Origin of the sequence: Aestuariivivens sediminis, from assembly GCF_022662105.1 — a bacterium.
GTDB lineage: Bacteria > Bacteroidota > Bacteroidia > Flavobacteriales > Flavobacteriaceae > Aestuariivivens > Aestuariivivens sediminis.
This window is the reverse complement of the sequence record NZ_JAKMCP010000001.1, coordinates 58,126-81,347: the sequence shown is the minus strand read 5'-3', so window position 1 is coordinate 81,347 and position 23,222 is coordinate 58,126. Positions and strand designations below refer to the sequence as shown.

Here is a 23,222-nt window from a genome sequence, read left to right as displayed (position 1 = left end):
ACCTGTTATGGCTTCCGGTTTTTTTGCCTTATTGGATGATATTGCCACCCTCATGGACGATGTGGTGGTTATGAGTAAGATTACGACCAAAAAAACAGCCGGTATCCTTGGAGATGATTTGGCGGTAAATGCTGAAAAAGCCACGGGTTTTGTGTCTTCCAGGGAGTTACCTGTGCTCTGGGCCATATCCAAGGGCTCCATGTTGAATAAGCTTATTATTTTACCCGTAGCCTTTCTCTTGAGTGCCTTTGCGCCATGGGCCGTAACTTTGGCCCTTATTTTAGGGGGTATTTATTTGGCCTTTGAAGGGGTTGAAAAAATATATGAGGTCCTGGTGCCTCATCCGCATATCACTGAAGCAAAGCCCGAAGAAGTGCATAACGACGAGGACCTGTTAAAAGCAGAACAGCAGAAAATACGGTCGGCTGTTTTTACGGATTTTATCTTGTCTGTTGAAATTGTCATTATTGCCCTGGGGACGGTGCTCGGAAAACCTATAGTATTTCAGATTTTAGTGGTTTCTATTGTTGCCGTGATCGCCACCATTGGGGTTTATGGTATTGTGGCGTTAATTGTTAGAATGGATGATCTGGGGTATAAATTAGTGCGCTCACACGCCTCCAATAAAAGACATGTTTTAAGTCTCCTGGGGCATTTTTTAATTAAGGCTCTGCCCTGGGTGATCAAAAGCCTTTCAATAATTGGCACAGTGGCGCTATTATTGGTAGCAGGAGGTATTTTTTCCCATAACATCGCTGTTTTTCACCATGTTTTAGAAGGTCTGCCTGGTTTTATTAAGGATTTTATTTTAGGGGTTGTTGTGGGTTCGGTAGCTTTTTTACTGGTTAAAGGGGTCAAATGGATTAAAAGACGATTGTTTTGAATGATAAGAAAATTCAGAATATTATTTTTTCCTAAACCCTCTGTTTAAATATTCTATATATTAAATCAACTTGCTGCCCTCTTTGGGTAAAGAGGACGACCGAGCGTTAGAAATCTATCCAGTGGATAGATTTAGCGATGGGGCGAGCTGGCGGGCAGGCCAAGTAATCCGAGAAAGGGGAGTTTGATTTAAAATTATCTAGAATTATTCAAGTTTATTTTAAACCCTCCGTCTAAAGGCTTACACCTTTAGCCACCTCCCTTATGAACAAGGGAGGAACAAGTTATATTAATGCTTCTTGCTAACCTCTTGATATGAAGAAGGCCTGTGACGACCGACTGAAGCATCTGGTTGAATGGAAGTGAGATTCTTCACTTCGCTGCGCTCGTTCTGAATGACAGCGGGGTCTTATGCATCGAACGGGTATTTCCGAATAAACTAGTCCCTGATTTTCTTTTTACGCAACTCGAAATTCTGACCCAAATAGACCTTACGTACCATCTCATCATTCGCCAATTCCTCGGGTTCTCCCGCTTTTAAAATGCTACCTTCAAACATCAAATAGGTTCTGTCCGTAATAGCGAGGGTTTCCTGTACGTTATGGTCGGTAATGAGGATACCAATATTTTTTTTGGTGAGCTGGGCTACGATGCGCTGAATGTCCTCAACAGCCACAGGATCTACCCCAGCAAAGGGTTCGTCCAATAAAATAAAATTCGGGTCGGTGGCCAGAGCTCGCGCAATTTCAGTACGCCGACGCTCACCACCCGATAACAGATCACCTCTGTTTTTCCGGATATGGCCAAGTCCGAATTCTTCAATGAGAGACTCCATTTTAAGATGCTGCTCTTTTTTACTCAATTTGGTGAGTTGAAGCACACTTAAAATATTATCCTCAATACTTAATTTTCGAAATACAGAGGCCTCCTGAGCCAAATACCCTATACCGTTTTGCGCCCTTTTGTACATGGGGTATTTCGTAATATTGGTTTTATCCAGGAAAATAGTACCGCCATTGGGCTTAATGAGTCCAACAATCATATAAAAGGATGTGGTTTTACCTGCGCCATTAGGACCTAAAAGACCAACGATTTCACCTTGTTGGACATCTAAGGACACGTCTTTCACCACTTTTCGTCCACTGTAGGACTTCATTAAATTTTTGGCTTTTAAAATCATAAATTATATACTGAACGCTAAAAATAGTAAAATCATAGTCATGACCATAGGAGAATGCTTTAAATAATTAAGAGGATTCACTTTGAGATTCCAAAGCATCCCAATATTCATAGGCCCGACGCAAATGCGGAATGACAATGGTCCCCCCCACTAAAGTGGCAATGCTCAGGGCTTCTACAACCTCTTCCTTGTTTAAGCCGAGACCATAGCTGGTTTCCAAATGGTATTTCACGCAATCGTCACAGCGCAAAACGGCTGAAGCGACCAAGCCCAGAAGCTCTTTGGTCTTAACGTCCAGAGCACCCTGGGTATACGCATTGGTGTCTAAATTAAAAATACGTTTTATGATTTTATTGTTGTCTGCAAGAATTTTATCGTTCATTTTGGACCGATAGGCATTGAAGTCCTTAACACTATTTGACATGTTTTTTTGCTTTTTTTCGTTCATTTCTAACAACTAACTTAGAAATATAAATACTCACCTGATATAAGATTAAAATGGGAATGGCTACAATAACCTGACTGGCGATATCCGGTGGCGTTATAATGGCCGACAGGACCAGAACGATAACCAGGGCATACTTCCGGTAGGTCCTTAAAACCTCCGGGGTAACCAACCCGATCTTCGTTAAAAAGTATACAATAATGGGCAGCTCAAATATTAACCCCGAGGCCAATGCCGAAGATCTGACCAGAGCAATGTAGGAGCTGATGTCTATCTGGTTGTCCACAACCGAAGACACACTGTAATTGGCCAGGAAGTTGATGGATAAAGGCGTAATAATGTAATACCCAAAAAGTACTCCAATGAAGAACAACAACGAGGAGATGATGATAAATCCTCTGGAATGTTTTCTTTCATTATCGTGAAGCCCCGGACTTATAAAGCGCCATAGCTGATAAATGACATAGGGGAATGAGATTATGAAGCCGGCCAAAATGGCGGTCCAAATATCGGCAGAAAACTGACCGGCCATCGTACGGTTTTGTATAATCATGGGAATTTTGTCGGCACAAAAGGTGGTGTCCACATGTATGAATTGAGCCGCCTTGCACAACATCCTGTAGGTTGGAAAGTCCATGTCCTTAGGCGCAAAAATGATATCATCAAAAATGAAACGGCTAAAGATAAAGGCCAGGGTCCCGACGATAACCACCGCAGTAACAATTCGAATTAAATGCCAACGTAAATCCTCAAGATGGTCAAGAAACGACATCTCATTGATATTCTTCTTTTGCTTTGCCATTAGATGATACCTTCTTTTATTAAATCGTGTAAATGGATCACACCGGCATAGACCCCCTGTTCTTCAACAAGAAGCTGTGAAATTCCATTGCTTTCCATAATGTTTTTAGCATCAACTGCCATGGCATCACCATCAATCCGTTTCGGGTTGTTGCTCATGATATCTTTGGCGGTGAGCGTTATGAAATTTTCGGTCTTGGAGAGCATTCTTCGTAAATCCCCATCCGTGATGATGCCTATGATTTTATCGGCGTCCACTACCGCGGTAACGCCTAACATTTTTTCCGTAATTTCCACGATCACGTCCTTAATATGGGTATCACGGGTTACTTTGGGTTTTTGATTTACAGAGGAAATGTCCCTTACCCTTAAATATAGTTTTTTACCCAAAGCCCCGCCGGGATGGTATTTGGCAAAATCGCGACTTGAAAATCCGCGTAATTCCAACAGGCAAATGGCCAGGGCATCGCCAATGACAAGCTGGGCCGTTGTGCTGGTTGTCGGTGCTAAATTATTTGGGCAGGCCTCCTTCTCCACATAGGTGTTCAGGGTATAATGGGCCTGCTGACTGAGGTACGAATCCGTATTGCCGGTGATGGCAATCATTTTGTTTTTGGCACTTTTTATTAAAGGGACCAATACTTTGATTTCGGGGGTATTACCACTTTTGGAAATGCAAATCACCACATCGTCCTTTAAAATTAATCCCAGATCACCATGTATGGCATCGGCGGCATGCATAAAAATAGCCGGAGTTCCTGTAGAATTTAAAGTCGCTACTATCTTATTGGCGATTATGGCACTTTTACCAATACCTGTTATGATAACACGACCCTTTGATTTGTAGATTAATTCGACCGCATCGGCAAAATCCTCATTGATGAGATTCGATAAGTTTGAAATGGCCTTGCTTTCCATTTCAAAGGTCTGTTTTGCCGTGTTAATAATTGAATTCTTTTGGTTCAAAATTTATTTACTTTTGGTTGATGCTTTTAAAGATTTTTTTATCTTTAAGTTATTAATCGAATAAAACTTTATTTGATTTTAAAAATTTAGTTACAAAACTAACGAAAAAATCATTGAGGGATCTCCATTTAGTAATACTAAATTTAATACTAATTTGAGGCTGAGTACGTTTAGGTAATGCGTTTAATTTTTTTCAAAGTTCATGTTAATAGCAAAAAGTGACTTGCACGCTGCATTAAAAAAGTATTTTGGGTTTAATACATTCAAAGGACTTCAGGAAGGCGTGGTTGAAAGCATTTTATCGGGAGATAACACCTTTGTTATCATGCCCACCGGAGGCGGTAAGTCCCTATGTTACCAGTTGCCGGCATTAATGCAGGAAGGAACGGCTATTGTGGTCTCCCCATTGATAGCCCTAATGAAAAATCAGGTAGATGCCCTTCGGGGGGTATCCAATGAGGAGGGCGTTGCACATGTTTTAAATTCTTCACTCAATAAAACAGAAGTAAAACGGGTAAAGGAAGATATTGTTAATGGGATCACGAAATTGCTCTATGTGGCACCGGAATCCTTAACCAAAGAAGAAAATGTCGACTTTTTGCGTTCGGTAAAAATTTCATTCATGGCCATAGACGAAGCCCACTGCATAAGTGAATGGGGCCATGATTTTAGACCGGAATACAGAAATCTGAAACATATTATTGGCAGGATAGGAAATAATATTCCCATTATCGCATTAACGGCGACGGCTACCCCCAAGGTACAGGAAGACATCATAAAAAATTTGGGCATTCAAAAGGCCACGGTCTTTAAGGCTTCCTTTAACCGTCCCAATCTGTATTATGAAGTTCGGCCTAAAACCAAACAGGTGGATGCCGATATTATACGGTTTATCAAACAACATGAAGGTAAGTCCGGTATTGTGTATTGCTTGAGTAGAAAGCGGGTTGAGGAATTGGCCCAGGTTTTACAGGTAAATGGCATCAAGGCGGTACCCTATCATGCCGGGCTGGATGCCAAGTCCAGATCGAGTTATCAGGACATGTTTCTTATGGAAGATGTCGATGTGGTGGTCGCCACCATTGCCTTTGGTATGGGGATCGATAAACCCGATGTACGATTTGTAATTCACCATGATATCCCTAAAAGTATAGAAAGTTATTACCAGGAAACGGGAAGAGCCGGACGTGACGGAGGAGAAGGCCATTGTCTGGCGTTTTATTCCTATAAGGATATTGAGAAGCTCGAAAAGTTTATGTCCGGAAAACCTGTGGCCGAACAGGAGATTGGTCATGCTTTGTTGCAGGAGGTGGTCGCTTTTGCGGAAACATCAATTTCCCGACGAAAATTCATCCTGCACTATTTTGGGGAGCCCTTTGATAATGAAACGGGCGAAGGTGGTGATATGGATGATAATGTGAGACATCCCAAAAAGAAGCATGAGGCCAGGGATGATGTAAAAGTTTTACTTGAAACCATAAAAAGTACCAACGAAAAGTATAAGTCTAAAGATTTGGTCATGGTGCTTATTGGAAAGGAAAATGCCTTAATTAATTCCCATAAGACCAATGAATTAAAATTCTTTGGTATTGGTAAGGACAAGGATAAAAAATATTGGATGGCCTTATTACGACAACTTTTGGTTGCCGGGTATCTTAAAAAGGACATTGAAACCTATGGTGTTATCCGATTAACGGAAGCGGGCAGAAGGTTTATCGATCAACCGGAATCGTTCATGATGACCGAGGATCATATTTTTGATGGAGAACAAGATGATGGAAGTATCATCACAGCATCCAAAGGAGGCGGTGCAGTGGCCGATGAGGTTTTAATGGGTATGCTAAAGGATCTACGTAAAAAAAACGCTAAAAAACTGGGTGTGCCGCCGTTCGTGATCTTCCAGGATCCATCTTTGGAGGATATGGCATTGAAATATCCGACTACCATTTCCGAACTCAGTAACGTGCATGGTGTTGGAGATGGTAAGGCCAAAAAGTACGGTGAGGATTTCGTCGCAATGATTGCTCAATATGTTGAGGAGCATGATATTATTAGACCGGATGACCTGGTGGTTAAATCCACAGGCAGTAATTCGGCCAACAAATTGTATATCATTCAAAATATCGATAGAAAACTGCCTCTTGATGACATTGCATCCTCTAAAGGCATGAGTATGGAAGATTTTATCAAGGAGATGGAAGCCATAGTCTATTCCGGTACCAAATTAAATATCGATTATTGGATCGATGATATTTTAGATGAAGACCAACAGGAAGAAATCCATGACTACTTCATGGAATCGGATACCGATAGCATTGATAACGCTATTGATGAGTTTGATGGGGATTACGACGACGAAGAACTAAGACTTTACCGCATCAAATTTATCAGTGAAGTGGCAAATTAGATCGTTTCATCGGGGTCATCGTTGCCACCCCCTGTTCCATTTGCCTTATTTTATATATCCCTTGTCCTTATAGATTTGAATATAATGATTGTTCAGCGTATCGGAATCTTTGTATTGTATTCTTAAGGTTTCAAGTTTTGCCTTAAGGTCCTTAACGATGTCGGCATAGTCGGGATTTTCATATACATTATTTAGTTCATGGGGGTCTTTTTCATTATCATAAAGTTCCCACTCATCGACATCATAATAATAGTGGATGAGTTTATAGCTTTTGGTGGCAATCCCATAATGGCGTTTTACGGCGTGTTCGGCAGGATATTCATAATAATGGTAATATACGGCATCCCTATCCCAACGTTCCTTTTCCCCTTTTAATAAGGGTACCAAACTTTTGCCCTGCATGTCTTCCGGTGCCTGAATTCCGGCAATCTCTAAAAAGGTTTGTGCAAAATCAAGATTTTGTACCAGTTCGGTTTGTGTTGTTCCGGGATGAATTTTATGAGGCCATTTGATGAGTAAGGGTGTTTTAAAGGATTCGTTATACATAAAACGTTTATCAAACCAACCGTGCTCCCCTAAATAAAACCCCTGGTCGGAGGTGTAGACAACCACCGTGTTATCACTCAGTTGATGGGTATCCAAATACTGTAATAAGCGACCTACATTTTCGTCTACCGCCGCAATACACCCTAAATAGTCCTGCATATACCGTTGGTATTTCCAAACCATTAGGGTAGAGTCCGTCATCGTTGGAAACTGCGCAATAAATTCGTCATTTATAGGGTTGTATATTGAATCCCACTGCGCTTTCTGCTCCTCCGACATACGCTTAATGGCCCCATTGCGTAATCCCGTATCATCCATATTGAGCGTATTAAAAGTTTCCTGGGTCAGTTTATTGTCATATCCCAGGTGCATGTGCTTTAAAAGGTTCATTTCCGCTGTTTTTGCGGCAGTACCCCGGGTGCTGTAATCATCGAACAAGGTCGAGGGGAGGGGAAATGTTTTTTTGGAATACCTGGTATAATGCCTTTGTGCCGGGAGCCAGCTTCTGTGGGGCGCCTTGTGAAGGTACATGAGCAGGAAAGGTTTGGTTGTATCTCTCCGTTTATCCATCCAATCGATGGTAAGATCTGTAATAATATCGGTGACATAACCCTTTACAATGGTGTCTCCTGTGGAGGTAATGAATTTGGGATTGTAATAATCGCCTTGACCGGGTAAAATTTTGAATTCATCAAAGCCTTTGGGGTTATTGCCAAAATGTAATTTGCCAAACATAGCGGTTTGGTATCCCGCGGTTTTAAATAATTGCGGGAAGGTAACATTGGTGGTATCGAAGGGGGATAGATTATCTATTTTACCATTAATATGGGAGTGCTTCCCCGTGAGGATTACGGCCCTTGAAGGCGCACAGATCGAGTTGGTGACCGAGGCATTGGTAAACAACATGCCTTCACTGGCAAGGCGATCTATATTTGGGGTTTGGATGAGCGTACTGTTATATGCACTAATGGCCTGATAGGCATGGTCATCGGACATTATAAACACAATATTAGGACGTTTGGGGGCGGTTTCTGTCTTTTTTGAATGGCAGCACTGGCACAAAACAAAAATTAAAACCATGACATAGCTCCTGAATCTAAAATATAATCGAATCATAGGTTGGGTATTGATAGGATACTAAAATACAACTATTTGAATATAAAAGCACTGCAACTAATAGCTTTTCCCCAATAATTGTGGACTTATATACAGAGATATGGCTGTAATGGTTATCTTTGCCACTCATTTAAAAAATATTAGGATGCAAGACGGATTATATGCAAAATTCAATACGACAAAAGGAGAGATTCTCGTGGCTTTAGAATACAAAAAAACACCCGGAACGGTTGGTAATTTTGTAGCTCTGGCGGAAGGCGACCTGGAAAATTCTGTTAAACCACAGGGAACACCCTATTATGATGGATTAAAGTTCCATAGGGTAATTCCCGATTTTATGATCCAGGGCGGATGTCCTCAGGGTACGGGAACCGGGAATCCCGGATATAAATTTGATGATGAATTTCATCCGGACCTGAAGCATGACCGTCCCGGTGTACTATCTATGGCCAATGCAGGACCGGGTACCAATGGGAGTCAGTTTTTTATCACCCATGTGGAAACACCCTGGTTGGATAACAATCATACCGTTTTTGGAAAAGTGCAATCGGGACAGGAGGTTGTTGATGCCATAGCCCAGGGGGATGTTATTGAAACCCTCGAAATACTGCGAGTAGGTACAGACGCGGAGGAATTTAACGCCGTGGAGTCCTTCAGGCAATTTGAAGGGTCGAGAGAAAAAAGACTGGCTGAAGAAAAAGCCAGGGCTGAGGCGGAATTGGAAAAACTTGCTGCCGGATTTAATAAAACCGATAGCGGCTTACGGTATCAGATCATTCAGAAAGGGGATGGCGCAAAAGCCGAAAAAGGAAAAACAGTTTCAGTACATTATAAAGGTCAGTTAGCAGATGGGACGGTGTTTGATTCGTCTTATAAGCGTAACCAACCCATAGATTTTACCATTGGTGTAGGACAAGTCATTCCGGGATGGGATGAGGGCATAGGGTTGCTCAAGGTGGGCGACAAAGCCCGTTTTGTCATTCCCGGTCATTTGGCTTATGGCAGTGCCGGTGCCGGAGGCGTTATTCCTCCAAATGCAACGCTCATTTTTGATGTCGAGTTAATGCAGGTGTCCTAAGCAAGGAATGCTTTAAACCAAATGGGGTTGAATTATGAGTTAAAAGCACTTCAGTTGAAGTGCTTTTTTTTTATATTTATATATGAAAAGTCAAGACCTGGAACAACTGCGCTATCCTATTGGAAAATTTACAGCACCAGATACCATTACCGGTGAGCTGTTAACGCAATGGATAACCATCCTGGAGGAATTTCCACAGCAACTGGAAAATCTGGTGGCATGGTTGAACCAGGAACAGCTGGATACGAGATACAGACCGGAAGGCTGGACCCTAAGACAGGTCGTGCATCATGTTTCGGACAGCCATCATCATAGTTACATACGGTTTAAATGGGCCTTAACCGAGGAGAAACCCGTGATTAAGGCCTATAACGAAGCACTCTGGGCGGAACTTCACGATACGAAAACGGCGCCCATAGGCATGTCTTTAGAACATTTGAAGGTGGTGCACCATAAGCTGGTTTATTTACTGAAAGGATTGAGTGAAACGGAATGGAGCAGGAGTTTTATCCATCCCGAAACCCAATCGGAAATACCACTTAAACTGAATGTTGGCATTTATGCCTGGCATTGCAATCACCATTATGCCCATATAGAAAACACCCTAAAACGTAACGGTTGGAATTAAATGATAAGACCTGTACATCTCGATGACGCCAAAGCATTGCTGGACATTTACAATTATTACGTATTGCACACGGCAGTTACTTTTGATATTAAACCGCTTTCATTAGAAACCTTCCAATACAAATTGAAGGACATAACGGCGGTATATCCTTTTATCGTTTTTGAAGCGGATCACGAGATATTGGGCTATGCTTACGGGAGTCGGTTTAGGCCTAAACCGGCCTATGATTATGTTGTGGAATCAACGGTTTATGTTAAACATGATGCGCATGGCCAGCAGATAGGAACCCAGTTGTATGCCGAATTGATCCGTCAGTTAAAAGAAGCCCATTACCATACTATTTTAGGGGTGCTCACCATACCGAATGCGGCCAGCATTAAACTGCACGAAAAGTTTGGGTTTCAGAAGGCGGGGGAATTAAAAGATATCGGATTTAAATTCAATACCTGGCAAACCATAGGGATATGGCAATTGCAACTGACTTAAACCTTCCACTTAATATTACATCCTATACTTGGTTTTTGAGGCCTGCTGTTATCCTTGTTTTCAATTAAACAGTCCAGGGCGTGTCTCAAATCATTACCGGTTACAGGAATCCCGTTTCCGGGTCTTGAATCGTCTAACTGGCCTCTGTAAATCAATTGCAACGAGGCGTCAAAGACATATAAATCCGGAGTGCATGCCGCGTCATAGGCTTTTGCGACGTCCTGGGTTTCATCGTATAAATACGGAAAGGGATAGCCTTCCCGTTTGGCATGTATTTTCATGTTGTCGGGGCTGTCCTGTGGGTAGTTTACCACATCATTACTCGAAATGGCAACAAATCCAATTCCTTTTTCGATATAATCGTTGGCCACGGAAACCAATCCCTGGTTCACATGGATAACAAATGGACAATGATTACAAATAAACATGACAACGGTTCCTTTACGCCCTTTCAGGTCCTTTAAACCCATAAAGGTATCGGTAACGGTGTCTTTCAGTGAAAAATCCGGTGCCTGCGTTCCGAGGGGCAGCATCTTTGAAGGTGTTCTGGCCATAGCGTAATGTTTTTTCAAAATTAAGCATTAATCTGTAGAATGAATAATCGAAAGCCATGGATATGTTATGATTTATGGAAAACGAATTCGTGGGACTAAAAGCCCTAGTATTGAAAATACAATTGGAAAATAATAGTTACATTTGGTAAAAAGCCTCATTGTAGACAGGATGTGTCATTAAAATGAAAACATGATGAACCGATTAACGTTTTTAGTAGGGGTCCCGGTATTGGCCCTAATTATGGCCTTTAGTGTAAGGGTTAACAACCCTACTATTGCTTTCTTAGAGGCATTGGATGAGAACCAACTGAAGGAGGTCATGCTCTCTTTCTCGGATCAATCACGCGAAACCTGGCATTTTTTACCCAGTGAGATGTGGCCCAGGGAAGGGATTTCACTTAATCAATTGCGTGAGGGCCAAAAGGAACTCTTTTTTAAAATGCTCCAAAGTTTTTTAGGGGAGGTGGGTTATCATAAAACCCAACGTATCATGGATTTGGAACGGGTTTTGGCTGAGCTGGAACACAATCCGACCTTCAGGGATGCCGGGGCTTACTATGTTGCTGTTTATGGAAATCCGAGAACGGATAAGCTGTGGGCCTGGTCGTTCGAAGGGCATCATGTGTCTTTAAACTTTACCATTTCGGAAGGCAGCGTATCTGTTGCCCCCAGGTTTTTTGGAGCCAATCCGGCCAGGATCACCGCCGGACCGAGAACCGGAGAGCGAACCTTAGACAGGGAAGAAGATCTGGCCTATGCGTTTATGGCGGCACTGTCGGATGAACAACGGCATCAGGCTGTTTTTATGGAAACGGCATTTGCAGATATTACCACCGCCAAAGTTGCAGAAGTTAAACCTTTGGATCCTGTTGGCATTGAGGCTAAGACCTTAAATGACACCCAGCAGAGGCTGCTTAAAGATATCATTCAGGAATATCTCGCCACATTGCCCGAGGGCCTGGCAGAACAGCGGGGTCATAAAATCTTTAGGGAGGAATTTCCTGATATTCGGTTTGGATGGGCCGGATCGTTAACCCGGGGAGTGGGCCATTACTATAGGGTCCAGGGTAAAACCTTCTTAATTGAATTCGACAATACCCAAAATAATGCAAACCATATCCATTTGGTGTGGCGGGATTTTGATGGCGATTTTGGCAGGGACCTCATTAAAGAACATTATAAAAATTCGAACCATCATAAACACGAGTAGTATCCTGTTCATGGGTCTAAATTAAGGGTTGACAGGCCTGAGAGCATGGGCTTTCAAATGGGTTTCGCAGGCGTGTTATTTTTAGGTAATTTTAAAATATGGGTGATACAATACATTTTGAGGACTTTACCAAAGTAGATTTACGTGTGGGCACCATTGTGGCCGTAGATGATTTTCCCGAAGCCAGACATCCCGCTTATCAACTTACTATTGATTTTGGAGCTCTGGGCCTTAAAAGATCTTCGGCACAGATTACCGCCTTATACACAAAGGATGAATTATTGCATCGCCAAATCGTTGCGGTCGTCAATTTTCCCAAAAAGCAAATCGCCAATTTTATGAGCGAGTGCCTGGTCCTGGGAGCCGTAAGCGGTAAGGGAGTTATCCTCTTGCATCCTGAAGTCAGCATTAAGAATGGAACTGTAGTGGCTTAAGCGATGGTGGAACTGGATCAGGTAAAAATTAATTTTGACCATACCGGCTTATGGGTGCTGAATATCGCACTGGCCATCATCATGTTTGGTGTGGCCCTGGGTATTACTTTGGATGATTTTAAACAGTTACTAAAAGCACCAAAATTGCTTATGGTTGGCGTGGTGACCCAGTTTGTCTTACTGCCGTTTTTGACCTATATCCTGATTATTATGATAAAACCACAGCCCAGTATTGCTTTGGGGATGTTTATGGTTGCGGCCTGTCCCGGGGGTAATATTTCTAATTTCATGACCCATCTGGCCAAAGGAAATACGGCTTTATCGGTGAGTCTTACTGCTTTTGCGACACTTTTAGCTGTTATTATGACGCCCTTTAATTTTCAGTTTTATGGGGGGTTGTACCAACCCACAGGGCAACTTTTACACTTGGTGGAATTACATTTTTTCGATCTTTTCAAACTGGTGGTACTCATATTGGGCATTCCTTTGGTGTTGGGCATGTATTACCGCCGTAAAAATGAATCCGGGGCACGGCGTCTGTCCAAATTTTTAAAGCCTTTTTCAATTGTGGTTTTTGGGTTTATTGTGGTTTTGGCCTTTGCCAGAAATATGGATGTTTTTAATTTGTATATTCATCGTGTGTTTGTCCTTACCGTAACACACAATTTTATAGCTTTTGTTTTGGGGTTTATGGTGGCCCATCTTTTTAATTTGTCCTTGCAAAACAGAAAGACCATAACTCTGGAAACCGGAATTCAAAACTCCGGTTTGGGCTTGTTACTTATTTTTACTTTTTTTGACGGCCTGGGTGGTATGGCCATAATAACTGCCTTTTGGGGTATTTGGCATATCATTTCCGGATTGGTAATTGCGTCCTTATGGGCCAGAAAAACATGATGCTTTGGGAAATGTGTTAAAATCATTTTGGCTACAGGTCATTCGAACCTATATTAACATAGGCTTATTTTTTTATTTCAAAAACATAATTGTGGTCAAACAAGGGGCTATTCCAAAGGATAAGCCTATATTGTTTTTGGCAAACCATCAAAATGCCCTACTGGATGCCTTATTAATCGCTACAACTTCGGGACGCTTTGCCTATTTTTTAACGCGAGCGGGGGTTTTTAAGAACCCCATGGTCAGTAAAGTTTTGCACACCCTAAGAATGCTGCCGGTGTATCGCATAAGGGATGGATGGAGCAATATCACCCAGAACAATGCTATTTTTAATAGATGTACCGGGCTGTTGCATAAGGGAGAAGCAGTTACCATTTTTCCTGAAGGGAGCCATAGCCTGGTAAGGACGGTGAGACCCTTAAGCAAAGGATTTACCAGGATTATTCTTGAAACTTTGGAAAAACACCCTCATACAGATTTACAGTTGGTGCCCATAGGCTTCAATTTTAAAAAGGCTGAAGGGTTTCCCGATGAGGTATCTATTTACTACGGTGAGCCCATTGCTGCTAAAGCGGTGCTGGGTGCGGACAAAAATACCTCTGCAGCAAATCTTAAAGAACGTATCCATAGTGAAATTTCGCAACTCACCACTCATATTCCCGCTCATGACTATGAGGCGACCTTAAAACGACTGGAATCCCTGGGCGTTAACTTTCTATATCCGAAGGCCGTTAATACCTGCATGGCCACCAATTTTTCAAATGTTCCATTTAAAAAGGAGAAGCCATTAGGACCCTTAAAGAAATGGATAAACATACTTTTTATATGTACTATTATAGGGCCATATCTCATTTGGAACCGGATGGTGAAACCGAAAATAGTGGAGATAGAATTTAGATCGACATTCAGGTTTGCTATGGCCGTAACTTTGGTGCCCCTTTGGCTCATACTGATGGGTTCTGTCCTGTTTTTTATGTTTGGATGGGGGGTGACACTCCTTTATGTCCTGCTATTTTTAATCCTGACTTTGGTAAGGGTCAAAACCTAAGCCTTATTCATAACAGTCAGGGGATTCAGGGCATAAAAAAACCACTAAAACATGACGTTGTTAGTGGTTTTGGTCTAGTTTAGTTGAAAGTTAGTCAGGTTTTATATGTCGTCAAAATCAATATCGGTAAAACTATCCGTTGACTTTAAGGCCTCCTCAGTGACGGATTCACCATTATCTGAAAAATCTTGTTCCTTTTTAAAATCTTTTTGATGACGTTCACTAATGACCTCATTACCCTTTTCACTTATGATATAATCGGTCATTTCAGCTAAAATTTCTCTGAATTCAGAAAAATCTTCCTTATAAATATATATTTTGTGCTTCTTGTAATGATACGACCCGTCATCATTCGTAAACTTTTTACTTTCAGTAATCGTCAGGTAATAATCATCTGCTTTTGTAGCGCGTACATCAAAAAAATAGGTCCGTCTTCCAGCTCTTAACACTTTTGAAAAAATCTCCTCTTTCTCCATCATATCTTGTTTTTCATTAATATTTTTAAATTTATTGCTTAATCGTTGTATTCATCAAAAATCTAAAAAAAACCGAAACTAACCAACAAATTTTACAGTTTCTTTTATTATTCTACATATTTATTGTATTTCCAATAACAAATTATTTAGAATGATTTGATAATTAAGCATTTACTATTTAAGAGACTCGCCCTCGCTGAGTTGTTTTAAGTAGAGGTGTTTGTAATAGCCTTCTCGATTTATTAATTGGTCATGGGTCCCTTCCTGAACAATAGCGCCATTATCCAAAACAATAATCTTATTGGCGTTTTTAACCGAAGACACCCTGTGGCTGACTATAACCGTTGTTTTATTGGAAGAAATTTCATTTAGGTTTTTCAATATTTTTTCTTCTGTTTCTGTATCAACAGCAGAAAGACAGTCGTCAAACAATAAAATTTTTGGAGATTTTATTATGGCTCGTGCAATGGATACCCTTTGTTTTTGTCCCCCTGAAAGCGTAATGCCGCGTTCCCCTAAAACGGTATCGTATCCCTTTTGGAATTTTACAATATTTTTATGCACGTAGGCTTGTTTAGCAGCGCGAATCACATCATCGTCGGTGGCATCCTGATTACCGAATTTAATGTTGTTCTTAATGGTATCTGAAAATAAGAAGGCATCCTGCGGAACATAGCCTATGGCGTTGCGCAAACTGGTAAGATTGAGTTGGTCGATAGGCGTCCCGTTAATGGTGATTGTTCCTGAATGAATATCATATAACCTGCTGATCAAGTCGAGTATAGTGGATTTTCCCGAGCCGGTTTTACCCAATATGGCTACCGTTTCTCCCTTTTTAATGGTAAAACTAATCTGTTTAAGGGCTTGAATGTTGGTATCGTCATAGGTAAATGACACCTTGTCGAAAACGATATCACCATCAACTTCTGTAGGATGATCCACCGTATTTTTTATTTCGGGTTCTAACTTTAAAAACTCGTTAATGCGTTGTTGGGAAGCTTCGGCCTGTTGTACAATGGACGTCACCCAACCTACTGTGGCAACGGGCCATGTGAGCATGTTGACGTAGATGATAAATTCAGCAATGGTTCCCAGACTCCCGATTTCACCATTAATATACTGCAAACCACCAATGTATATGACCAAAAGGTTACTGGTACCGATCAACAATATCATCATGGGGAAGAACCAGGCCTGAACGCGTGTTAAACTGATTTGTTTTTCTTTGCTTTCCAGGGCAAGGGTGTGGAAGTTTTTATTGGTTAAGGGCTCGATACTATAGGCCTTAATCACCGATATCCCACTAAAGGTTTCCTGTGTGTAGGTAGATAACTTGGAAAGGTATTGTTGTACAACAGTACTCCGTCTATGAATTTCCTTGCTCAGCTTATAGATGATAACCGATAAAATGGGTAAGGGAACTATGGTGTATAAGGTCAATTTGGGTGAGGCATTCACCATGTAAATGATGACAATAATAAATAGGGTTACCGTATTGATGCTATACATTAAGGCCGGCCCAACATACATACGAACCCGACTCACATCCTCGCTTATGCGATTCATGAGATCGCCGGTTCTGTTTTTCTTATAAAAGTTTAGCGATAGGTTTTGATATTGGCTGAACACTTCATTCTTCAAATCAAATTCAATATACCTTGACACATTGATTATGGTTTGTCGCATGAAGAAGGTAAGAAAGGCCCCAATTAAAGCGGAAACAATAATATAGAGAATGGCCTCAATAAGTTCAGCCTTGAATACCTCGTTGGAAATAGCGCCATCCAGCCCCTTTTCGACCACTATAAATATTTTTTTTACATAGCGCGGGGTGTAAAGCAGAAAAATTCTGGCCACAATGGTAATGATAACCCCTATGATTAAGTACGTTTTATATTTATAGAAGTATTTATTTAAATGCTGAAGTGCTTTCATTTAAAAACAGATAACCCGCGTTTTCTTCGTGAGAATTGAGAAAGCAAATATACGTGATTTAAAATATAAAAGTGTTTTGCTTTTGGAAGGTGCATGTTAAATATAACATAAAAAATGGATCGGAATAAATATGAAGATTTAAACTTTATTTTTTCAAAATAGTGTTATTTTTGTGCCCGAAATGAAATTTTAAAATAACGTTATTTATTTAAAAGTTCTTTGAATTATGCTAAGCAGAAGACATATTCGAGTAAAAGTAATGCAATCGATTTATGCGTTTAAACAAGCTGAAAATGACGATTTGGCCAAGCCCCAGAAATTCCTTTTGTTTAGTATTGACAACATGTATAATTTGTATCTGTTATTAATGGCCTTGCTTATCGAGGTTCAAAAGCGCGCTGAATCCGATTTACAAAAAAAACAAAACAAATATCTTGCAACCCAGGAAGATAAAAACCCCAACAGAAAGTTTGTTAACAATGAAGTATTGCAACTTTTAGCGGGAAACACCCTGCTAAAAGACCAATTAAGTGCCTTTAAAATTAATAATTGGCAATTGGATAACGAGTATGTCGATGTGGTTTTTAAGAGCATTGTAAAAAGCCATCTTTACGCGACCTACATGAAAACCCGGACTTCAAATTTTATGGAGGATAAGGAGTTTATTGTGGATATTTTTAAAGAAGTCATCGCGCCGCATGATAAACTTTATGAATATATTGAGGATAAATACCTAACCTGGCTGGATGACCTTCCTACAGTGAATACAACAATTTTAAAGTTATTACGAAAAACAAAGCCTCATACGGCAGACGGGCATTTTGTTCCAAAACTGTATAAAGATGCAGACGATAAGCAGTTTGCTATTGATTTATTGAAAAAAACGGTGCTTAACAGTGCAGTGCTCAATAAAGAGATTGAGCATAAAACAAAAAATTGGGATACCGACCGTATTGCGACCGTAGATTTTGTATTGCTTCAAATGGCGATATGTGAACTTAAAGAATTTCCCTCGATACCCGTGAAAGTGACCATAAATGAGTATTTGGAAATTGCAAAAGAATATTCAACATCAAAAAGCAGTATATTTATAAATGGTATTCTCGATAAACTGGTCAAGGAATATCAAGAAACCAATATTTTGAACAAAACAGGCAGGGGATTACTATAATATTCTGTTAAGAAACCAACAAAAATTTTTAATCGGTTAAATAATTGTTATTTTTACGAACCAAAAAATTAAAAACCATCTATTATGAATAAATTAATTTTAGGACTAAGCGTCATCTGCTTCATTTCTTTCACATCGTGTAAAGAAAATGCCACGAAAAAAATAGAAGAAAACAATGTCGCACAAGCCGCCGAAAGGGATGCGGTAGCGTCAAAATTTCCTGTTATTCAATTTGATAAAACCGAACATGATTTTGGAGAAATTGAAGCAAAAACTCCTGTAGAGACCGTGTTTAATTACACCAATACCGGTGAAGCACCTTTGGTGATAACGGACATTAAGAGTTCATGTGGCTGTACAGTGCCTAAAGATTGGAGTAGGGAACCCCTGGCTCCGGGAGATTCCGGACAGTTTACCGTTAAATTTAATGGAAGCGGTACCAATAAGGTTTCCAAAACCATTACGGTAACAGCCAATACAGAAAAAGGTACAGAGACGGTTAAAATAACAGCCTTTGTTAAACCAGACCCTAATAAAACACCGGTTACGGCCACCAAATAAAAACAAAAAATGGGAGAAGGAATAGGGTCATTTTTACCCTTAATTTTGATGTTTGCAGTAGTGTATTTCTTTATGATTGCACCGCAAATGAAACGAGCCAAAAGAGAGAAAAAGTTTATTGCTGAGTTAAAACGAGGTGATAAGGTCGTGACTAAAAGTGGCTTGCATGGAAAAATTGCAGAATTAAATGATAAGGATAATAGTTGTGTTATTGAAACTTTGGCAGGTAAGCTAAAGTTTGATAGATCGGCAATTTCCTTGGAAATGAGCAGTAAGGCTAATAAACCTGCAAAATAAGTAAAGAACTTATAGATTAAAAGCTTCCATTATGGAAGCTTTTTTTATGCCCATACTATTTTTATTTAGAAGGCTTGTCCGCAATAACTTGAATATGGTCATTTGTTTTTGTAAATTTGCCGGATGGAAAAGGGAATACATGAAATACAAAATAGCAGAATCTTCAATTTCAGTTTTCTGGTTTTTAGAAACCAGTCCGATAAATTTATTCCACCAGTATCTTAGTAAGGCCTAGTAGAGGTCCTATATTTTGCCTATAAGGCTTAGCGATTAGCCAATTTTATGCTTAAGAATTGGTTAACATTCTAATGTTTTTTCCAATAATTATGTTGTGTCCATTACGATGAAGATACAACCTGTTAACTCCCCTATTACATGGCCATAAAAACCTTTGATGCTTTTACCAGATTATCATTAATGGATATTAATCGAATAACAAATTTCTTATATCAATATTCAGGTGAGTTTAAGGATAGTAAAATTGCTATTAGGAAATCTATTTTATACGCTGCGAAGGAAATTCCTGGTCTGGGGGGTTATGTATTTGTTATGGAGGAATATAATGAAATCCTTGGCGCCATTGTGGTCAATAGAACGGGAATGAACGAATACATGCCGGAAAACCTATTGGTCAATGTGGCTGTAAAGGAAGGTAAGCGGGGAAAGGGTATTGGTAAGTCTTTAATTAAACATACCAAAAAATATTGCAAGGGCGATATAGGAACGTATATAAACATCAGGAACCCTGTTATCAAATTATTTGAAAAACAGGGGTTTAAAGTTAAGAATGTAGAATTAAGGTTGGTTAGATAAACCACCATTAAAAAAAATAAACACCGTAATATATGAGAATAGTACAAGTAAAAAGAAGAACAACATACGAAAAAAGATATTCAGTAAAAATGGGAGAATTAACCACTAAAGTCACCTATATCAAAAAGTATCTTTTTGGAATGCCTGTAAAAACACTTCATAAATATCGTGAAACCTATTATGGTGAAGTTAAGGATACCAAAGATTGTATGTTATTTATTTAATATGTAAGCATTAATACAAACCTATTTATAAAACATTGAAATGAAAGTACTGGTAATTGGAGCGGGAAATATGGGGCTTACCTATGCCGAAGGGATGTCCAAATCGAAACTGTTGAATAGAAAGAACATCATGGTTTTGGATAATTCTGAGGTTAAACGTGAGGCACTTCACAAAATATCGCATTTTGACGCGTATGAAAAATTAGAAGATTGTGTACCACACGCGGACATTATTTTTATAGCGGTAAAGCCCTATCATGCAGAACCATTGCTCAAGGCCATGAGCGATTTGGTAGTGCCACAACAGATTCTTATTTCCATCATGGCCGGCGTAACGATTACGTCTTTAAAGGCATTAACCGGATTACAAAAAGTGGTAAGGGCCATGCCGAATTTGCCTGCCCAGATTGGAAAGGGATTGACCGCATATGTGGCATCTGCAGAAGTATCCCGGATAGAAAAGTTAACGGTTGAGGATTTATTGGATACAACCGGTAGGTCCATTGAAGTGGGAGACGAGAAGTTAATAGATGCCTCGACCGGAATTTCGGGCAGTGGTCCCGCTTACGTGTTTTATTTTATGCAAAGTATGATGGAAGCCGCAGTCCAAATGGGATTTACAAAAAATGAGTCCACGGTTTTGGTAAGCCAGACGTTTTCCGGGGCTGTAGAGCTATTCAACCAATCCAATTTATCACCAAATTCCTGGATGAAGCGCGTGGCTTCAAAAGGCGGGACCACTCAGGCCGCATTGGATTCCATGGAAGACAACAACATTAATGAATTAATAAAAGAGGCAGCTTTTGCAGCATTTAACCGCGCTGTAGAATTAGGTAAAGTCCATTAAAAATGTATAAGGAAAAAATAGTTATCAAAGTTGGTACCAATGTTATGACCAACAAGGACAATAGAATTGTAAGACCTGTTTTAAGACGCCTGGTAAGGCAAATAGCCGAACTTTATGACCGCAATATCATGACCATTTTGGTGTCCTCCGGATCGGTAATTGCGGGAAAGGAAGTTTTAGGGAAATCAAAAATTAAGAATAAGACCCAGAAGCGGCAGGTGTATTCGGCCATTGGTCAACCCAGAATGATGCGATTGTATTATAATATTTTTCACGACTATGGGATGAAATGCGCCCAGGTACTGCCCACGAAACGCGATTTTAGCCCCGGAGTACACCGGGAAAATATGATTAACTGTTGTGAAGGGCTGCTTTCCGAAGGGGTGGTGCCTATTGCCAATGAAGATGATGCCGTATCCCTTACCATGTCTATGTTTTCCGATAATGACGAGCTGGCAAGTTTAATTGCCCAATTGATGAAGGTGGATAGACTTATCATATTAACCGATATCGATGGACTTTACACAGGACATCCTGAGGCCAAAACCAGTGATCTCGTAAGATGCGTTGATCCGAATGACAATCTGGAAAAATATATAAGAGATAGTAACAAGTCTGATGAAGAAGGAAGAGGCGGTATGGGTTCGAAACTCGATTATGCCCAGCAAACCGCTGCAAATAATATCCCTACCTACATTGCCAATGGAAAGAAAGATAATACCATTATTGATATTATTGAAGGTAAAGCGGTAGGAACGAAAGTCGCCCTGCCATCTTGATCTCCGTTTGCACAGGACGTTGGCAAACCACAACCTTTCATTTAGGGTTAAATAGGGTTACAGAGCGGTTTGGTCCAAAAGGGTTCAGGACGACTAAAAGGCTTGTTCATTTTAACCGTTTACCAACCCAAGTTGTTTTTTCAGGAGTTAAGTCATATAGGTTTTAGCCGTAAGTTCAGCAATTTTACAAATAACTTCGGTGGCTTTAATCATGCTCTCCACGGGAATGTATTCATACCGTCCATGAAAATTGTGACCTCCCGCAAAAATATTAGGGCACGGTAAGCCCATATAACTTAATTGGGAGCCGTCGGTGCCACCCCGGATGGCTTTAATAAGGGGTTCAATGTCCAGTTGCCTCATGGCCTCTTCTGCTATATCCACAATATGCATGAGGGGCTCAATTTTTTGTCGCATATTATAATACTGATCTGTAATTTCCGTAGCAATAACGGAGCGGTCATATTGCGAGTTTAACTCATTGGTGAGGTTAATCATCACTGCTTTACGCGCTTCAAAATGACCTTTATCATGTTCCCGTATAATGTATTCCAAAGTGGTTTCCTCGACATCGCCATGAATGCCGGTCAAGTGAAAGAAGCCCTGATAGCCTTCCGTATGCTCCGGGGTTTCAAATTTGGGCAAGGAATTGATAAACTCGGTGGCAATGTACATGGAATTGATCAGTTTGCCCTTGGCATAACCCGGATGGACCATTTTTCCCTTAACTTTTACAACGGCTTTGGCGGCATTGAAATTTTCGTATTCCAATTCACCAATCTGACTGCCATCCATGGTATAGGCCCAATCGGCACCAAATTTTTCAACATCAAATTGATGTGCCCCACGACCAATCTCTTCATCAGGGGTAAATCCAACTCTAATTTTACCATGTTTTATTTCGGGGTGAGCGATAAGGTACTCCATAGCGGAAACAATTTCGCAAATACCTGCTTTATCATCGGCACCCAACAGGGTTGTACCATCTGTGGTAATTAGGGTTTGTCCGATGTACTGTTTCAAGTCTTCAAAATAATTCGGGGATAATACAATCTTTTCGGCCTTGTTCAATAAAATATCGCCACCATGGTAATTTTCAATAATTTGTGGTTTGACCCCTGTTCCTGTAAAATCCGGTGAGGTATCAAAGTGGGATATAAAACCTATAGTGGGCACCTCGACCTCCAAATTACTGGGAAGGGTTGCCATGATATAGGCGTTCTCGTCAATGGAAACCTCCTGCATACCAATGGCTTCGAGTTCCTTGACCAATCTATTCGCTAAATCCCATTGCTTTTCAGTGCTTGGAGTCGTACTGGAATGAGGATCGGATTGTGTATCTATGGAAACATAGTCCACAAAACGTTTAATAAGGGCAGTTTTTGAAATCATGTTCAGTTTATTGAAATAATTCATCGTTTATTACCAGTATAAAGGTACA

25 protein-coding genes are annotated in these 23,222 nt (G+C 40.4%); 16 read left to right on the top strand and 9 right to left on the bottom strand.

All coding sequences use genetic code 11. The annotated features are described in order from the left end of the window. The first annotated feature begins 7 nt into the window (after nucleotides 1-7). Nucleotides 8-883, top strand: a complete 876-nt coding sequence (locus MR054_RS00335) for a DUF808 domain-containing protein (RefSeq protein ID WP_242155099.1) — start codon at nucleotides 8-10, stop codon at nucleotides 881-883. A gap of 438 nt (nucleotides 884-1,321) precedes the next feature. On the opposite strand, the gene lptB is transcribed toward MR054_RS00335, so the two are convergent. From lptB to MR054_RS00315, 4 genes are all read right to left on the bottom strand, one after another. Beyond that, on the bottom strand, nucleotides 1,322-2,062 hold the full coding sequence (gene lptB, locus MR054_RS00330; protein ID WP_242086078.1) for an LPS export ABC transporter ATP-binding protein: 741 nt from the start codon (nucleotides 2,060-2,062) through the stop codon (nucleotides 1,322-1,324). A gap of 67 nt (nucleotides 2,063-2,129) precedes the next feature. Then, the gene (locus MR054_RS00325; RefSeq protein WP_242086087.1) at nucleotides 2,130-2,486 is read right to left on the bottom strand and encodes a carboxymuconolactone decarboxylase family protein; all 357 of its coding nucleotides are present in this window, start codon (nucleotides 2,484-2,486) and stop codon (nucleotides 2,130-2,132) included. Further along, nucleotides 2,476-3,309, bottom strand: a complete 834-nt coding sequence (tatC, locus tag MR054_RS00320; RefSeq protein WP_242086097.1) for a twin-arginine translocase subunit TatC — start codon at nucleotides 3,307-3,309, stop codon at nucleotides 2,476-2,478. The genes MR054_RS00325 and tatC overlap by 11 nt, the downstream gene beginning before the upstream one ends. Next, on the bottom strand, nucleotides 3,309-4,274 hold the full coding sequence (locus tag MR054_RS00315; protein ID WP_242155098.1) for a KpsF/GutQ family sugar-phosphate isomerase: 966 nt from the start codon (nucleotides 4,272-4,274) through the stop codon (nucleotides 3,309-3,311). The genes tatC and MR054_RS00315 overlap by 1 nt, the downstream gene beginning before the upstream one ends. A gap of 202 nt (nucleotides 4,275-4,476) precedes the next feature. Between MR054_RS00315 and recQ the strand changes: the two genes are divergently transcribed. Beyond that, on the top strand, nucleotides 4,477-6,681 hold the full coding sequence (gene recQ / locus MR054_RS00310; protein WP_242155096.1) for a DNA helicase RecQ: 2,205 nt from the start codon (nucleotides 4,477-4,479) through the stop codon (nucleotides 6,679-6,681). Between the two features lie 45 nt (nucleotides 6,682-6,726). On the opposite strand, the gene MR054_RS00305 is transcribed toward recQ, so the two are convergent. Next, entirely contained in the window at nucleotides 6,727-8,343 is a 1,617-nt protein-coding gene (locus MR054_RS00305) for a sulfatase family protein (RefSeq protein ID WP_242155094.1), read from the bottom strand. A 145-nt stretch (nucleotides 8,344-8,488) separates the two neighbouring features. Between MR054_RS00305 and MR054_RS00300 the strand changes: the two genes are divergently transcribed. From MR054_RS00300 to MR054_RS00290, 3 genes are all read left to right on the top strand, one after another. Then, the gene (locus tag MR054_RS00300; protein ID WP_242155092.1) at nucleotides 8,489-9,421 is read left to right on the top strand and encodes a peptidylprolyl isomerase; all 933 of its coding nucleotides are present in this window, start codon (nucleotides 8,489-8,491) and stop codon (nucleotides 9,419-9,421) included. A gap of 82 nt (nucleotides 9,422-9,503) precedes the next feature. Beyond that, nucleotides 9,504-10,049: a YfiT family bacillithiol transferase gene (locus MR054_RS00295; RefSeq protein WP_242155090.1), complete on the top strand. Its 546-nt coding sequence runs from the start codon at nucleotides 9,504-9,506 to the stop codon at nucleotides 10,047-10,049. Continuing rightward, the gene (locus tag MR054_RS00290) at nucleotides 10,050-10,535 is read left to right on the top strand and encodes a GNAT family N-acetyltransferase (protein WP_242155089.1); all 486 of its coding nucleotides are present in this window, start codon (nucleotides 10,050-10,052) and stop codon (nucleotides 10,533-10,535) included. Here the strand turns inward: MR054_RS00290 and MR054_RS00285 are convergent. Next, nucleotides 10,532-11,089: a thioredoxin family protein gene (locus MR054_RS00285; RefSeq protein ID WP_242156348.1), complete on the bottom strand. Its 558-nt coding sequence runs from the start codon at nucleotides 11,087-11,089 to the stop codon at nucleotides 10,532-10,534. The genes MR054_RS00290 and MR054_RS00285 overlap by 4 nt on opposite strands. Nucleotides 11,090-11,279: 190 nt before the next feature. On the opposite strand from MR054_RS00285, the gene MR054_RS00280 reads away from it, so the two are divergent. From MR054_RS00280 to MR054_RS00265, 4 genes are all read left to right on the top strand, one after another. Further along, nucleotides 11,280-12,299: a DUF3500 domain-containing protein gene (locus tag MR054_RS00280; protein WP_242155088.1), complete on the top strand. Its 1,020-nt coding sequence runs from the start codon at nucleotides 11,280-11,282 to the stop codon at nucleotides 12,297-12,299. Nucleotides 12,300-12,397: 98 nt separating this feature from the next. Continuing rightward, nucleotides 12,398-12,733 (top strand): tRNA-binding protein, encoded by a 336-nt coding sequence (locus MR054_RS00275; RefSeq protein WP_242086126.1) that lies wholly within the window; start codon nucleotides 12,398-12,400, stop codon nucleotides 12,731-12,733. Between the two features lie 3 nt (nucleotides 12,734-12,736). Next, a complete protein-coding gene (locus MR054_RS00270) occupies nucleotides 12,737-13,630 on the top strand; it encodes a bile acid:sodium symporter family protein (RefSeq protein ID WP_242155087.1) in 894 nt (297 codons plus the stop codon). Nucleotides 13,631-13,721: 91 nt separating this feature from the next. Further along, nucleotides 13,722-14,678, top strand: a complete 957-nt coding sequence (locus tag MR054_RS00265) for a 1-acyl-sn-glycerol-3-phosphate acyltransferase (RefSeq protein ID WP_242155086.1) — start codon at nucleotides 13,722-13,724, stop codon at nucleotides 14,676-14,678. Between the two features lie 101 nt (nucleotides 14,679-14,779). Here MR054_RS00265 and MR054_RS00260 read toward each other — a convergent pair whose 3' ends face one another. Further along, nucleotides 14,780-15,157: a PUR family DNA/RNA-binding protein gene (locus MR054_RS00260; RefSeq protein ID WP_242086132.1), complete on the bottom strand. Its 378-nt coding sequence runs from the start codon at nucleotides 15,155-15,157 to the stop codon at nucleotides 14,780-14,782. 171 nt (nucleotides 15,158-15,328) lie between these two features. Continuing rightward, complete coding sequence (locus MR054_RS00255; protein ID WP_242155085.1) at nucleotides 15,329-17,089, bottom strand: ABC transporter ATP-binding protein; 1,761 nt, start codon at nucleotides 17,087-17,089, stop codon at nucleotides 15,329-15,331. Nucleotides 17,090-17,315: 226 nt separating this feature from the next. Between MR054_RS00255 and nusB the strand changes: the two genes are divergently transcribed. From nusB to proB, 7 genes are all read left to right on the top strand, one after another. Next, the gene (gene nusB / locus MR054_RS00250) at nucleotides 17,316-18,260 is read left to right on the top strand and encodes a transcription antitermination factor NusB (protein WP_242086136.1); all 945 of its coding nucleotides are present in this window, start codon (nucleotides 17,316-17,318) and stop codon (nucleotides 18,258-18,260) included. A gap of 84 nt (nucleotides 18,261-18,344) precedes the next feature. Continuing rightward, nucleotides 18,345-18,821, top strand: a complete 477-nt coding sequence (locus tag MR054_RS00245; RefSeq protein ID WP_242086138.1) for a DUF1573 domain-containing protein — start codon at nucleotides 18,345-18,347, stop codon at nucleotides 18,819-18,821. A 9-nt stretch (nucleotides 18,822-18,830) separates the two neighbouring features. After that, entirely contained in the window at nucleotides 18,831-19,118 is a 288-nt protein-coding gene (yajC, locus tag MR054_RS00240; RefSeq protein WP_242086140.1) for a preprotein translocase subunit YajC, read from the top strand. A 375-nt stretch (nucleotides 19,119-19,493) separates the two neighbouring features. Next, the gene (locus MR054_RS00235; RefSeq protein WP_242155084.1) at nucleotides 19,494-19,931 is read left to right on the top strand and encodes a GNAT family N-acetyltransferase; all 438 of its coding nucleotides are present in this window, start codon (nucleotides 19,494-19,496) and stop codon (nucleotides 19,929-19,931) included. A gap of 32 nt (nucleotides 19,932-19,963) precedes the next feature. Beyond that, on the top strand, nucleotides 19,964-20,155 hold the full coding sequence (locus MR054_RS00230; protein ID WP_242086143.1) for a hypothetical protein: 192 nt from the start codon (nucleotides 19,964-19,966) through the stop codon (nucleotides 20,153-20,155). A gap of 40 nt (nucleotides 20,156-20,195) precedes the next feature. Continuing rightward, a complete protein-coding gene (proC, locus tag MR054_RS00225) occupies nucleotides 20,196-21,002 on the top strand; it encodes a pyrroline-5-carboxylate reductase (protein ID WP_242155083.1) in 807 nt (268 codons plus the stop codon). 2 nt (nucleotides 21,003-21,004) lie between these two features. Next, nucleotides 21,005-21,781 carry a glutamate 5-kinase gene (gene proB / locus MR054_RS00220; RefSeq protein ID WP_242155081.1) on the top strand — a complete coding sequence of 259 codons (777 nt, stop codon included), beginning with the start codon at nucleotides 21,005-21,007 and terminating at the stop codon, nucleotides 21,779-21,781. A gap of 147 nt (nucleotides 21,782-21,928) precedes the next feature. Here proB and pepT read toward each other — a convergent pair whose 3' ends face one another. Next, on the bottom strand, nucleotides 21,929-23,173 hold the full coding sequence (pepT, locus tag MR054_RS00215) for a peptidase T (RefSeq protein WP_242155079.1): 1,245 nt from the start codon (nucleotides 23,171-23,173) through the stop codon (nucleotides 21,929-21,931). Nucleotides 23,174-23,222: the final 49 nt, after the last annotated feature.

Excerpts from the sequence above, each read along its gene's own strand:
- tatC (WP_242086097.1), bottom strand. The coding sequence starts at position 3,309 with ATGGCAAAGCAAAAGAAGAATATCAATGAGATGTCGTTTCTTGACCAT.
- MR054_RS00275 (WP_242086126.1), top strand. The coding sequence starts at position 12,398 with ATGGGTGATACAATACATTTTGAGGACTTTACCAAAGTAGATTTACGT.
- proC (WP_242155083.1), top strand. The coding sequence starts at position 20,196 with ATGAAAGTACTGGTAATTGGAGCGGGAAATATGGGGCTTACCTATGCC.
- recQ (WP_242155096.1), top strand. The coding sequence starts at position 4,477 with ATGTTAATAGCAAAAAGTGACTTGCACGCTGCATTAAAAAAGTATTTT.
- MR054_RS00245 (WP_242086138.1), top strand. The coding sequence starts at position 18,345 with ATGAATAAATTAATTTTAGGACTAAGCGTCATCTGCTTCATTTCTTTC.
- nusB (WP_242086136.1), top strand. The coding sequence starts at position 17,316 with ATGCTAAGCAGAAGACATATTCGAGTAAAAGTAATGCAATCGATTTAT.
- MR054_RS00235 (WP_242155084.1), top strand. The coding sequence starts at position 19,494 with ATGGCCATAAAAACCTTTGATGCTTTTACCAGATTATCATTAATGGAT.
- MR054_RS00255 (WP_242155085.1), bottom strand. The coding sequence starts at position 17,089 with ATGAAAGCACTTCAGCATTTAAATAAATACTTCTATAAATATAAAACG.
- MR054_RS00300 (WP_242155092.1), top strand. The coding sequence starts at position 8,489 with ATGCAAGACGGATTATATGCAAAATTCAATACGACAAAAGGAGAGATT.
- MR054_RS00295 (WP_242155090.1), top strand. The coding sequence starts at position 9,504 with ATGAAAAGTCAAGACCTGGAACAACTGCGCTATCCTATTGGAAAATTT.
- MR054_RS00230 (WP_242086143.1), top strand. The coding sequence starts at position 19,964 with ATGAGAATAGTACAAGTAAAAAGAAGAACAACATACGAAAAAAGATAT.
- MR054_RS00305 (WP_242155094.1), bottom strand. The coding sequence starts at position 8,343 with ATGATTCGATTATATTTTAGATTCAGGAGCTATGTCATGGTTTTAATT.
- MR054_RS00285 (WP_242156348.1), bottom strand. The coding sequence starts at position 11,089 with ATGGCCAGAACACCTTCAAAGATGCTGCCCCTCGGAACGCAGGCACCG.
- yajC (WP_242086140.1), top strand. The coding sequence starts at position 18,831 with ATGGGAGAAGGAATAGGGTCATTTTTACCCTTAATTTTGATGTTTGCA.
- MR054_RS00325 (WP_242086087.1), bottom strand. The coding sequence starts at position 2,486 with ATGTCAAATAGTGTTAAGGACTTCAATGCCTATCGGTCCAAAATGAAC.
- MR054_RS00270 (WP_242155087.1), top strand. The coding sequence starts at position 12,737 with ATGGTGGAACTGGATCAGGTAAAAATTAATTTTGACCATACCGGCTTA.
- pepT (WP_242155079.1), bottom strand. The coding sequence starts at position 23,173 with ATGATTTCAAAAACTGCCCTTATTAAACGTTTTGTGGACTATGTTTCC.
- MR054_RS00260 (WP_242086132.1), bottom strand. The coding sequence starts at position 15,157 with ATGATGGAGAAAGAGGAGATTTTTTCAAAAGTGTTAAGAGCTGGAAGA.
- proB (WP_242155081.1), top strand. The coding sequence starts at position 21,005 with ATGTATAAGGAAAAAATAGTTATCAAAGTTGGTACCAATGTTATGACC.
- lptB (WP_242086078.1), bottom strand. The coding sequence starts at position 2,062 with ATGATTTTAAAAGCCAAAAATTTAATGAAGTCCTACAGTGGACGAAAA.
- MR054_RS00290 (WP_242155089.1), top strand. The coding sequence starts at position 10,050 with ATGATAAGACCTGTACATCTCGATGACGCCAAAGCATTGCTGGACATT.
- MR054_RS00335 (WP_242155099.1), top strand. The coding sequence starts at position 8 with ATGGCTTCCGGTTTTTTTGCCTTATTGGATGATATTGCCACCCTCATG.
- MR054_RS00280 (WP_242155088.1), top strand. The coding sequence starts at position 11,280 with ATGATGAACCGATTAACGTTTTTAGTAGGGGTCCCGGTATTGGCCCTA.